The 12607-nt window shown below is 63.5% G+C and carries 6 protein-coding genes; all 6 read left to right on the forward strand.

Annotation, left to right across the window (positions count from 1 at the left end):
- Positions 1–13 precede the first annotated feature (13 nt).
- The 6 genes from rplL to fusA all read left to right on the forward strand — a co-directional run bounded on the left by rplL (position 14) and on the right by fusA (position 12601).
- Positions 14–382, forward strand: coding sequence for a 50S ribosomal protein L7/L12 (gene rplL / locus N5D20_RS01055; RefSeq protein ID WP_010480374.1), 369 nt, complete (start codon positions 14–16; stop codon positions 380–382).
- Positions 383–708: 326 nt separating this feature from the next.
- Positions 709–4863: a DNA-directed RNA polymerase subunit beta gene (gene rpoB / locus N5D20_RS01060; RefSeq protein WP_010480373.1), complete on the forward strand. Its 4155-nt coding sequence runs from the start codon at positions 709–711 to the stop codon at positions 4861–4863.
- Positions 4864–4950: 87 nt separating this feature from the next.
- On the forward strand, positions 4951–9174 hold the full coding sequence (gene rpoC / locus N5D20_RS01065) for a DNA-directed RNA polymerase subunit beta' (RefSeq protein WP_019338152.1): 4224 nt from the start codon (positions 4951–4953) through the stop codon (positions 9172–9174).
- A gap of 283 nt (positions 9175–9457) precedes the next feature.
- Complete coding sequence (gene rpsL / locus N5D20_RS01070; RefSeq protein ID WP_004145320.1) at positions 9458–9832, forward strand: 30S ribosomal protein S12; 375 nt, start codon at positions 9458–9460, stop codon at positions 9830–9832.
- Positions 9833–9844: 12 nt separating this feature from the next.
- Positions 9845–10318, forward strand: coding sequence for a 30S ribosomal protein S7 (gene rpsG, locus N5D20_RS01075; protein ID WP_004145321.1), 474 nt, complete (start codon positions 9845–9847; stop codon positions 10316–10318).
- Positions 10319–10459: 141 nt separating this feature from the next.
- Positions 10460–12601 (forward strand): elongation factor G, encoded by a 2142-nt coding sequence (fusA, locus tag N5D20_RS01080; RefSeq protein ID WP_010480354.1) that lies wholly within the window; start codon positions 10460–10462, stop codon positions 12599–12601.
- Positions 12602–12607: the final 6 nt, after the last annotated feature.

The following is a 12607-nucleotide window of genomic DNA, read 5'->3' on the forward strand; positions in this document are numbered from 1 at the left end:
AAAGGTATTAATCATGTCCCTTACCAACGAACAGATCGTCGACGCCATCGCCGAGAAGTCCCTGATGGAAGTGATGGAGCTGGTCAAGGCCATCGAAGAGAAGTTCGGCGTCTCCGCCGCTGCTCCGGTTGCCGTGGCTGCTGCCGCTGGCCCGGCTGCTGCTGTTGAAGAGCAGACCGAGTTCACCGTCACCCTGAAGTCGGCCGGCGACAAGAAGGTCGAAGTCATCAAGGCCGTCCGCGCCATCACCGGCCTGGGCCTGAAGGAAGCGAAGGACCTGGCCGAAGCCGGTGGCGTCCTGAAGGAAGGCGCTTCGAAGGACGACGCCGAGAAGATGAAGAAGGACCTGGAAGCTGCTGGCGCGACTGTCGAAGTCAAGTAAGCAGTTACCTTGCATCGTCACCGATTCACGGCGATGCAGCCAAGGCTGGGGGCGTAAGCCCCCGGCCTTTGGTCGTTGTTGCAGTGTTGTAGATCCACGCCACGCGTGGATGTAACGAGCGGCAAAAAGCCCAACACGGGCTGCGGTCAGACCCCGGCCGGCCAGCGCAGCGCGCGGCAGCGGGGGAGTGGATGCAGACGAGTTGGCAGTTGGAAGTAGCGGGAGAAGGCGTGCTGGTGCCGGCAATACCAGCGACTTCCAACTGACAATTTCAAGTTCCCTTCGGATCGTGGGCGCACGATCCGCACAACAAGGTGGAAGACCTCATGACGTCCTATTCGTTCACCGAAAAAAAGCGTATCCGCAAGGATTTCGGCAAGCAGCGCTCGATTCTCGAAGTGCCGTTCCTGCTCGCCATCCAGGTGGATTCCTATCGTGAATTCCTGCAGGAAAACGTCGATCCGGCCAAGCGCACGGACCACGGCCTGCACGCTGCGCTGAAGTCGGTCTTCCCGATCGCCAGCTACAGCGGCAATGCTGCCCTGGAATACGTCGGCTACAAGCTGGGCGAACCGGTCTTCGACGAGCGTGAGTGCCGCCAGCGTGGCATGAGCTACGGCGCCCCGCTGCGCGTGACCGTGCGCCTGGTGATCTACGACCGTGAGTCGTCGACCAAGGCCATCAAGTACGTGAAGGAGCAGGAGGTCTATCTGGGCGAAATCCCGCTGATGACCGAGAACGGCACCTTCATCGTCAACGGCACCGAGCGCGTCATCGTCTCGCAGCTGCACCGCTCGCCGGGTGTGTTCTTCGACCACGACCGTGGCAAGACCCACAGCTCGGGCAAGCTGCTGTACAGCGCCCGCATCATTCCTTACCGCGGTTCCTGGCTGGACTTCGAGTTCGACCCGAAGGACGCGCTGTTCACCCGTATCGACCGCCGCCGCAAGCTGCCGGTGTCGATCCTGCTGCGCGCGCTTGGCTACAGCAACGAAGAGATGCTGGCCGAGTTCTTCGAGATCAACACCTTCCACATCAACCCGGATGAAGGCGTCCAGCTGGAGCTGGTGCCGGAGCGCCTGCGTGGCGAAACCCTGGGCTTTGACCTCGCCGACGGCGACAAGGTCATCGTGGAAGCCGGCAAGCGCATCACCGCGCGCCACATCAAGCAGCTGGAAGCCTCGGGCATCGCCGCCCTGGCCGTGCCGGACGACTACATCGTCGGCCGCATCCTGTCGCACGACGTGGTCGACGCCTCGACCGGCGAACTGCTGGCCCAGGCCAATGACGAGATCACCGACGAGCAGCTGCAGGCCTTCCGCAAGGCTGGCGTGGATGCCGTGGGCACCCTGTGGGTGAACGATCTGGATCGTGGCCCGTACCTGTCCAACACCCTGCGCATCGACCCGACCAAGACCCAGCTGGAAGCCCTGGTCGAGATCTACCGCATGATGCGTCCGGGCGAGCCGCCGACCAAGGATGCCGCGCAGAACCTGTTCCACAACCTGTTCTTCACCTTCGAGCGCTACGACCTGTCCGCGGTCGGCCGCATGAAGTTCAACCGTCGCGTGGGCCGCAAGGAAACCACCGGCGAAGCCGTGCTGTACGACCGCAAGTACTACGGTGAGCGCAACGACGAAGAGTCCAAGCGCCTGGTCGCCGCCCATGGCGACAGCTCCGACATCCTGGACGTGATCAAGGTCCTGACCGAGATCCGCAACGGTCGCGGCGTGGTCGACGATATCGACCACCTGGGCAACCGTCGCGTGCGTTCGGTCGGTGAAATGGCCGAGAACGTGTTCCGCGTGGGCCTGGTCCGCGTCGAGCGCGCGGTCAAGGAGCGCCTGTCGATGGCCGAGTCGGAAGGCCTGACCCCGCAGGAACTGATCAACGCCAAGCCGGTCGCCGCTGCCATCAAGGAGTTCTTCGGCTCCTCGCAGCTGTCGCAGTTCATGGACCAGAACAACCCGCTGTCGGAAGTGACCCACAAGCGTCGCGTCTCGGCCCTGGGCCCGGGCGGCCTGACCCGTGAGCGCGCCGGCTTCGAAGTGCGTGACGTGCACCCGACCCATTACGGCCGCGTCTGCACCATCGAAACCCCGGAAGGCCCGAACATCGGCCTGATCAACTCGCTGGCCGTGTACGCCCGCACCAACCAGTACGGTTTCCTTGAGACCCCGTACCGCAAGGTCGTGGACGGCAAGGTCTATGACGAAGTCGAGTTCCTGTCGGCGATCGAAGAAAACGAGTACGTCATTGCGCAGGCCAACGCCCTGACCAATGCCGACAGCATGCTGACCGAGCAGTTCGTTCCGTGCCGCTTCCAGGGCGAATCGCTGCTGAAGCCGCCGGCGGAAGTCCACTTCATGGACGTCTCGCCGATGCAGACCGTGTCGATCGCGGCCGCGCTGGTTCCGTTCCTGGAGCACGATGACGCGAACCGCGCACTGATGGGCGCCAACATGCAGCGTCAGGCCGTGCCGACCCTGCGTGCGCAGAAGCCGCTGGTCGGTACCGGCATCGAGCGCGCCGTGGCCCGTGACTCCGGTGTGACCGTGAACGCCCGTCGTGGTGGCGAGATCGTGCAGATCGACGCCGCCCGCATCGTGGTCAAGGTCAACGAGGAAGAGATCGTTGGCGCCACCGACGCAGGCGTGGACATCTACAACCTGGTCAAGTACACCCGTTCGAACCAGAACACCTGCATCAACCAGCGTCCGCTGGTCCAGGTGGGTGACGTCATCGCCCGCGGCGACGTGCTGGCCGACGGTCCGTCCACCGACATCGGTGAACTGGCCCTGGGCCAGAACATGCTGATCGCGTTCATGCCGTGGAACGGCTACAACTTCGAAGACTCCATCCTGCTCTCCGAGCGCGTGGTGGAAGAGGATCGTTACACCACGATCCACATCGAAGAGCTGACCTGCGTTGCGCGTGACACCAAGCTGGGGCCGGAGGAAATCTCCGCCGACATCCCGAACGTCTCCGAGCAGGCGCTGAACCGCCTGGACGAGAGCGGCGTGGTGTACATCGGTGCCGAAGTCCGCGCCGGCGACATCATGGTCGGCAAGGTCACCCCGAAGGGCGAAAGCCAGCTGACCCCGGAAGAGAAGCTGCTGCGCGCGATCTTCGGCGAGAAGGCTTCGGACGTTAAGGACAGCTCGCTGCGCGTTCCGCCGGGCATGGACGGCACCGTCATCGACGTGCAGGTCTTCACCCGCGACGGCATCGAGAAGGACAAGCGCGCCCGCCAGATCGAAGAGTCTGAAATCAAGCGCGTCAAGAAGGACTTCGACGACCAGTTCCGCATCCTGGAAGCCGCCATCTACATGCGTCTGCGTTCGCAGATCGTGGGCAAGGTGGTCAACGGTGGCGCTGGCCTGAAGAAGGGTGACGTGATCAGCGACGCCTTCCTGGACGGCCTGAAGAAGGCTGACTGGTTCGCCCTGCGCATGAAGGACGAGGACGCTTCGGAAGCCATCGAGCGCGCGCAGAAGCAGATCCAGGCGCACGAGAAGGAGTTCGAGCGTCGCTTCGCCGACAAGCGCGGCAAGATCACCGCCGGTGACGACCTCGCCCCGGGCGTGCTGAAGATGGTCAAGGTATTCCTGGCCGTGAAGCGCCGCATCCAGCCGGGTGACAAGATGGCAGGCCGCCACGGCAACAAGGGTGTGGTCTCCAACGTGGTGCCGGTCGAGGACATGCCGTACATGGCCTCGGGCGAGACCGTGGACATCGTGCTGAACCCGCTGGGCGTGCCGTCGCGTATGAACATCGGCCAGATCCTGGAAGTGCACCTGGGCTGGGCCGCCAAGGGCCTGGGCCGCAAGATCCAGGCGATGATGGAGGCCCAAGCCGCCGTTGCCGACCTGCGCAAGTTCCTGGACGACATCTACAACCACGACGACACCAACGTGGCCAACCGTGTCGACCTGTCGCAGTTCAGCGACGAGGAACTGCTGCGTCTGGCCCGCAACCTGACCGACGGCGTGCCGATGGCCACTCCGGTGTTCGACGGCGCCACCGAAGCGGAAATCAAGCGCATGCTGGAACTGGCCGACCTGCCGAGCAGTGGCCAGACCCAGCTGTACGACGGCCGCACCGGTGAAGCGTTCGATCGCCACACCACCGTGGGTTACATGCACTATCTGAAGCTGAACCACCTGGTCGACGACAAGATGCACGCCCGTTCGACCGGTCCGTACTCGCTCGTCACCCAGCAGCCGCTGGGCGGCAAGGCGCAGTTCGGCGGCCAGCGCTTCGGTGAAATGGAAGTCTGGGCGCTGGAAGCCTACGGCGCGGCCTACACCCTGCAGGAAATGCTGACGGTGAAGTCCGATGACGTGCAGGGCCGCAACCAGATGTACAAGAACATCGTCGACGGTGAGCACGAGATGGTCGCGGGCATGCCGGAATCCTTCAACGTGCTCGTGAAGGAAATCCGCTCGCTGGCTATCAACATGGAACTGGAAGACAACTGATCCATGCCGGCGCGGCGGTCCGCCGCCGCGCCGCTGGCAGTGAACTGAAAGCCCATCGACACAGCATTCCTCCTTCTGGAGAACACCATGAAAGACCTGCTCAACCTCTTCAACCAGCAGCGCCAGACGCTGGACTTCGACGCGATCAAGATCGCGCTGGCTTCGCCGGACCTGATCCGTTCGTGGTCCTTCGGCGAAGTGAAGAAGCCGGAAACCATCAACTACCGTACCTTCAAGCCGGAACGCGACGGCCTGTTCTGCGCCGCCATCTTCGGCCCGGTGAAGGACTACGAGTGCCTGTGCGGCAAGTACAAGCGCATGAAGCACCGCGGCGTGGTCTGCGAAAAGTGCGGCACCGAAGTGACCCTGGCCAAGGTGCGTCGCGAGCGCATGGGCCACATCGACCTGGCCTCGCCGGTCGCGCACATCTGGTTCCTGAAGTCGCTGCCGTCGCGCATCGGCCTGATGCTGGACATGACCCTGCGCGACATCGAGCGCGTGCTGTACTTCGAAGCCTACGTGGTGACCGAGCCGGGCCTGACCGCCCTGGAACGCCGCCAGCTGCTGACCGAAGAACAGTACCTGCAGGCCCGCCAGGAGCACGGTGACGACTTCGACGCCGCCATGGGCGCCGAGGCCGTGTACGAACTGCTGCGCACCATCGACCTGCAGTCGGAAATGACCCGCCTGCGCGAGGAAATCGCCGCTACCGGTTCGGAAACCAAGCTCAAGCGCCTCACCAAGCGCATCAAGCTGATCGAAGCCTTCCTGGAATCGGGCAACCGTCCGGAGTGGATGGTCATGACCGTGCTGCCGGTGCTGCCGCCGGACCTGCGTCCGCTGGTCCCGCTGGATGGCGGCCGCTTCGCGACCTCCGACCTGAACGACCTGTACCGCCGCGTCATCAACCGCAACAACCGCCTGCGCCGCCTGCTCGAACTGAGCGCGCCGGACATCATCGTGCGCAATGAAAAGCGCATGCTGCAGGAATCGGTCGATGCGCTGCTGGACAACGGCCGTCGTGGCCGTGCCATCACCGGCACCAACAAGCGCCCGCTGAAGTCGCTGGCCGACATGATCAAGGGCAAGCAGGGTCGCTTCCGCCAGAACCTGCTCGGCAAGCGCGTCGACTACTCGGGCCGTTCGGTCATCGTGGTCGGTCCGTACCTGCGCCTGCACCAGTGCGGCCTGCCGAAGAAGATGGCGCTCGAGCTGTTCAAGCCGTTCGTCTTCGCCAAGCTGCAGCGTCGTGGCCTGGCCACCACCATCAAGGCTGCCAAGAAGCTGGTCGAGCGCGAAGAAGCCGAAGTCTGGGACATCCTGGAAGAGGTCATCCGCGAGCATCCGGTGATGCTGAACCGTGCGCCGACCCTGCACCGTCTGGGCATCCAGGCGTTCGAGCCGGTGCTGATCGAAGGCAAGGCCATCCAGCTGCACCCGCTGGTCTGCACCGCGTTCAACGCCGACTTCGACGGTGACCAGATGGCCGTCCACGTGCCGCTCTCGCTGGAAGCCCAGCTGGAAGCGCGTGCGCTGATGATGTCCACCAACAACATCCTGTCGCCGGCCAACGGCGAGCCGATCATCGTGCCGTCGCAGGACGTCGTGCTGGGTCTGTACTACATGACCCGCTCGCTGGAAAACAAGAAGGGCGAGGGCATGGCCTTCGCCAACATCGCCGAAGTCAAGCGTGCCTACGACAACCGCGTGGTGGAACTGCACGCCAAGGTCAAGGTCCGCATCACCGAGGTGGTGACCGACGAAGACGGCAACAAGCAGAACAAGACCTCGATCGTGGACACCACGATCGGTCGCGCCCTGCTGGCTGAAATCCTGCCGGAAGGCCTGCCGTTCGCGCTGGCCAATGTCGAGCTGACCAAGAAGAACATCAGCCGCCTGATCAACTCCAGCTACCGCCAGCTGGGCCTGAAGGACACGGTCGTGTTCGCCGACAAGCTGATGTACACCGGCTTCGCGTACGCGACCCGCGCCGGCGTCTCCATCGGCATCGACGACATGCTGATCCCGGACGAGAAGAAGGGCATCCTCACCGAGGCCGAAGCCGAAGTGCTGGAAATCCAGGAGCAGTACCAGTCGGGCCTGGTCACCGCCGGCGAGCGCTACAACAAGGTGGTCGACATCTGGTCGCGCACCAACGAGCGCATCGCCAAGGCGATGATGGACACCATCGGTACCGAGAAGGTGGTCAACGCCAAGGGTGAGACCATCGACCAGAAGTCGATGAACTCGCTGTACATCATGGCCGACTCCGGTGCGCGTGGTTCGCAGGCGCAGATCCGTCAGCTGGCCGGCATGCGCGGCCTGATGGCCCGTCCGGATGGCTCGATCATCGAGACGCCCATCAAGGCGAACTTCCGCGAAGGCCTGAACGTGCAGGAGTACTTCAACTCCACCCACGGTGCCCGTAAGGGTCTGGCCGATACCGCGCTGAAGACCGCGAACTCGGGTTACCTGACCCGTCGTCTGGTCGACGTCGCGCAGGACGTGGTGATCACCGAGGTGGATTGCGGTACCACCGAAGGCCTGATCATGACCCCGATCGTGGAAGGCGGCGACGTGGTCGAGCCGCTGAAGGACCGCGTGCTGGGTCGCGTGGTTGCCGAGGACGTGTTCCTGCCGGGCAACGACGAAGATCCGATCGTCACCCGCAACACCCTGCTGGACGAAGCCTGGGTTGCCAAGCTGGAAGATGCCGGCGTGCAGACCATCAAGGTCCGCTCGACCATCTCCTGCGAATCGGCCTTCGGTGTCTGCTCGCGCTGCTACGGCCGCGATCTGGCCCGTGGTCACCTGGTCAACATCGGTGAAGCGGTCGGCGTCATCGCCGCCCAGTCCATCGGTGAGCCGGGTACCCAGCTGACCATGCGTACGTTCCACATCGGTGGTGCGGCGTCGCGAGCTGCTGCGGTCGACAACATCACCGTCAAGACCACCGGCTCGGTCAAGTTCAGCAACCTCAAGTCCGTCGAGCATGCCAACGGCTCGCTGGTGGCAGTGTCGCGCTCGGGCGAAATCTCGGTGCTCGATGCCCACGGCCGTGAGCGTGAGCGTTACAAGCTGCCGTACGGTGCGACCATCACGTCCAAGGACGGTGATGCGATCAAGGCGGGCCAGACCGTGGCCAACTGGGATCCGCATAACCACCCGATCGTGTCGGAAGTGGCCGGCTTCATCCGCTTCATCGACTTCGTCGACGGCATCACCGTCATCGAGAAGACCGACGAGCTGACCGGCCTTGCTTCGCGCGAAATCACCGATCCGAAGCGTCGTGGTACCCAGGCCAAGGATCTGCGCCCGATCGTGCGCATCGTCGACGCCAAGGGCAACGACCTGTCGATTCCGGGCACCGACCTGCCGGCGCAGTACCTGCTGCCGCCGCGCTCGATCGTCAACCTGCAGGACGGCGCTGCCGTCGGCGTGGGTGACGTGGTCGCCAAGATTCCGCAGGAAGCGTCGAAGACCCGCGACATCACCGGTGGTCTGCCGCGCGTGGCCGATCTGTTCGAAGCGCGCAAGCCGAAGGATCCGGCGGTGCTGGCCGAGCGTTCGGGCATCATCAGCTTCGGCAAGGACACCAAGGGCAAGCAGCGCCTGATCATCAAGGACACCGATGGTTCGGAGCACGAAGAGCTGATTCCGAAGTACCGCCAGGTCATCGTGTTCGAAGGCGAGCATGTCACCAAGGGTGAAACCATCGTGGACGGCGAGCCGAGCCCGCAGGACATCCTGCGCCTGCTGGGTGTCGAACCGTTGGCGGCCTACCTGGTGAAGGAAATCCAGGACGTGTACCGCCTGCAGGGCGTGAAGATCAACGACAAGCACATCGAGGTGATCACCCGCCAGATGCTGCGCAAGGTCGAGATCACCGACCAGGGCAGCAGCAAGTTCCTGAACGGCGAGCAGGTGGAGCGTCAGCGCGTTATCGAGGAGAATGCCCGCCTTGCAGCCCGCAACGAGCTGCCGGCGCACTTCGATCCGGTCCTGCTGGGTATCACCAAGGCCTCGCTGGCGACCGAATCGTTCATCTCGGCCGCGTCGTTCCAGGAAACCACCCGCGTGCTGACCGAAGCGGCCGTCCGCGGTACCAAGGACAACCTGCGCGGTCTGAAGGAAAACGTGATCGTGGGCCGCCTGATCCCGGCCGGTACCGGTCTGTCGTACCACAGCAGCCGCCGCCGCGGCGCTTCGGGTCTGACCGACTCGGAGATGCAGGCCCTGACCGGCACCCCGGCTGCAGTCGAGGCTCCGGCCGTTGAAGCTGAAGCTGAACAGGCGTCCGGCGAAGAATGAGGTATCCGGTCCGGCCGCAAGGCCGGACCACCCCGTCGGTTCATCGACGGGTAGGGAAAGGGCAGGGGAGGTCGTCCGCGATCGCCCCGGCCAACCTGAACGGGGTACATGGAGGCCCCCCAGTAACGTTCCAGGATCAGGAACGGGCTTGACAGGAGGCGTTTGACTGCTTTCCTGACGGGTTGCTACAATCGTCTGTCTCAGCAGGCCAGAATTTTGGCCTGCTTTAACATTTCCGCATCTCTGGTCGGATTTTCCGGCCACCAATCAGAAGAACCTACTGATGGCGACGATCAACCAGCTGGTCCGCAAGCCGCGGCAAGCGACCACCTACAAGAGTGCCTCGCCGGCGCTCGACAAGTGCCCGCAGCGCCGTGGCGTCTGCACCCGTGTCTACACCACCACTCCGAAGAAGCCGAACTCGGCTCTGCGCAAGGTTGCCAAGGTCCGCCTGACCAACCAGGAAGAAGTGATTTCCTACATCGGTGGTGAAGGCCACAACCTGCAGGAGCACTCCGTGGTCCTGATCCGCGGCGGTCGCGTCAAGGACCTGCCGGGTGTGCGTTACCACACCGTTCGTGGCTCGCTCGACGCCGCCGGCGTTGCCAAGCGTCGCCAGGCCCGTTCCAAGTACGGCGCCAAGCGTCCGAAGGCATAAGGAGAGAGCACTATGTCGCGTAAGGGTAATACTCCGCAGCGTTCCGTCCTGCCCGATCCGAAGCACGGAAGCGAAACCATCGCCCGCTTCATCAACATGGTCATGCAGAGCGGCAAGAAGTCCGTCGCCGAAAAGATCGTGTACGGCGCCATGGACGTGATCACCGAGAAGAACAGCAGCGCCAACGCCATTGAGCTGGTGCAGAAGGCTCTGGACAACGTCGCTCCGGCGGTCGAAGTCAAGTCGCGCCGCGTCGGTGGTGCCACCTACCAGGTGCCGGTCGAAGTGCGTTCGTCGCGCAAGATGGCTCTGGCCATGCGCTGGCTGATCGACTCCGCGCGCAAGCGTGGTGAGAACACCATGCCGAAGAAGCTGGCTGCTGAACTGATCGACGCCTCGGAAAACCGTGGCGGCGCCATCAAGAAGCGCGAAGAAACCCACCGCATGGCCGAAGCCAACAAGGCATTCGCCCACTACCGCTGGTGAGTTTGACGGCCTTGTAAAACAGGCAGGGCAGCACCACTTCGGTGCGTGCTGCCTCGCGGTCCCAGAAGGGCTGCGCCAATCCGAAGGCCGCCGAAAGGCGGCGTTCGGCCATCCGAAATCCAAGAAATCTGAGAGGCTCCCGTGGCCCGTTCCACTCCCATCGAGCGTTACCGTAACTTCGGCATCATGGCTCACATCGATGCCGGCAAGACCACCACGTCCGAGCGCATCCTGTTCTACACCGGCAAGAGCCACAAGATCGGTGAAGTGCACGACGGCGCCGCCACCATGGACTGGATGGAGCAGGAGCAGGAGCGTGGCATCACGATCCAGTCCGCTGCCACCACCGCGTTCTGGAAGGGCATGGACAAGTCCCTGCCGGAGCACCGCTTCAACATCATCGACACCCCCGGGCACGTCGACTTCACCATCGAAGTGGAGCGCTCGCTGCGCGTGCTCGACGGTGCCGTCTTCGTCCTGTGCGCCGTCGGTGGCGTGCAGCCGCAGTCGGAAACCGTGTGGCGCCAGGCCAACAAGTACCACGTGCCGCGCATCGCGTTCGTCAACAAGATGGACCGCACCGGTGCCAACTTCCAGAAGGTCGTCGGCCAGCTGAAGGCCAAGCTGGGCGCGGTTGCCGTGCCGATGCAGCTGCCGATCGGCGCTGAAGACAACTTCAAGGGCGTTGTCGACCTGCTGAAGATGAAGGCCATCCATTGGGATGAGGCTTCGCAGGGCATGAAGTTCGAGTACGGTGAAATCCCGGCCGAACTGCAGGGCCCGGCTGAAGAGGCTCGCCAGTTCATGGTCGAGACCGCTGCCGAAGCCAGCGAAGAGCTGATGGAAAAGTACCTGGGCGGCGAAGAGCTGGCCGAGGCTGAAATCATCAATGCGCTGCGTACTCGCACCCTGGCCACTGAAATCGTGCCGATGTACTGCGGCTCGGCCTTCAAGAACAAGGGCGTGCAGGCCATGCTGGACGGCGTGATCCAGCTGCTGCCGTCGCCGGTCGACGTGCCGGACGTGAAGGGCGTGGACGTTGACGACGACACCGTCGAAATGACCCGCAAGTCGGACGACAAGGCTCCGTTCTCGTCGCTGGCCTTCAAGATCATCACCGACCCGTTCGTCGGCGCGCTGACCTTCTTCCGTGTCTACTCGGGCACCCTGAACGGTGGCGACACCGTGCTGAACTCGGTGAAGGGCAAGAAGGAGCGCATCGGCCGCATCCTGCAGATGCACTCGAACAACCGCGAGGAAATCAAGGAAGTTCTGGCCGGTGACATCGCCGCTGCCGTGGGCCTGAAGGACACCACCACCGGTGACACCCTGTGCGCCGTGGACGCCCCGATCATCCTGGAGCGCATGACGTTCCCGGAGCCGGTGATCTCGATGGCCGTCGAGCCGAAGACCAAGTCGGACCAGGAAAAGATGGGTCTGGCCCTGGGCCGTCTGGCGCAGGAAGATCCGTCGTTCCGCGTCAAGACCGACGAAGAATCCGGCCAGACCATCATCTCGGGCATGGGCGAGCTGCACCTGGACATCATCGTCGACCGCCTGAAGCGCGAGTTCAACGTTGAAGCCAACGTCGGCGCGCCGCAGGTGGCCTACCGCGAAACCATCACCCTGGCCGACGTCAAGTCGGACTACAAGCACGCCAAGCAGTCCGGTGGTAAGGGTCAGTACGGTCACGTCGTGATCGAGCTGTCGCCGATCACCGCTGAAGATCGCGCCGATCCGAAGATCGCTCCGATGATCAAGGACGACTTCCTGTTCATCAACGACATCACCGGCGGCGTGATCCCGAAGGAATTCATTCCGTCGGTTGAAAAGGGCCTGCGCGAAACCATCACCAGCGGCCCGCTGGCTGGCTTCCCGGTCGTGGACGTCAAGGTGAAGCTGGTGTTCGGTTCGTACCACGACGTCGACTCCTCGGAAATGGCGTTCAAGCTGGCTTCGTCGATGGCCTTCAAGCAGGGCTTCGCCAAGGCCAAGCCGGTGCTGCTGGAGCCGATCATGAAGGTCGAGATCGTGACCCCGGAGGATTACCAGGGTGACGTGATGGGCGACGTCAGCCGTCGTCGCGGCGTGCTGCAGGGTTCCGACACCACCGGTGACGGTTCGGCCAGCATCATCAACGCGATGATCCCGCTGGGTGAAATGTTCGGCTACGCCACTGCGCTGCGTTCGCAGACCCAGGGCCGCGCCACCTTCACCATGGAATTCGATCACTACGAGCCGGCGCCGACCAACATCGCCGAAGCCGTCATGAAGAAGGGCTGAGCCTCG

The organism is Stenotrophomonas sp. GD03877, assembly GCF_029840555.1.
GTDB lineage: Bacteria > Pseudomonadota > Gammaproteobacteria > Xanthomonadales > Xanthomonadaceae > Stenotrophomonas > Stenotrophomonas geniculata.

Bases quoted from the DNA above. Each gene is read 5' to 3' on its own strand.
- rplL (WP_010480374.1), top strand. From the start codon at position 14: ATGTCCCTTACCAACGAACAGATCGTCGACGCCATCGCCGAGAAGTCC.
- rpoB (WP_010480373.1), top strand. From the start codon at position 709: ATGACGTCCTATTCGTTCACCGAAAAAAAGCGTATCCGCAAGGATTTC.
- rpoC (WP_019338152.1), top strand. From the start codon at position 4,951: ATGAAAGACCTGCTCAACCTCTTCAACCAGCAGCGCCAGACGCTGGAC.
- rpsL (WP_004145320.1), top strand. From the start codon at position 9,458: ATGGCGACGATCAACCAGCTGGTCCGCAAGCCGCGGCAAGCGACCACC.
- rpsG (WP_004145321.1), top strand. From the start codon at position 9,845: ATGTCGCGTAAGGGTAATACTCCGCAGCGTTCCGTCCTGCCCGATCCG.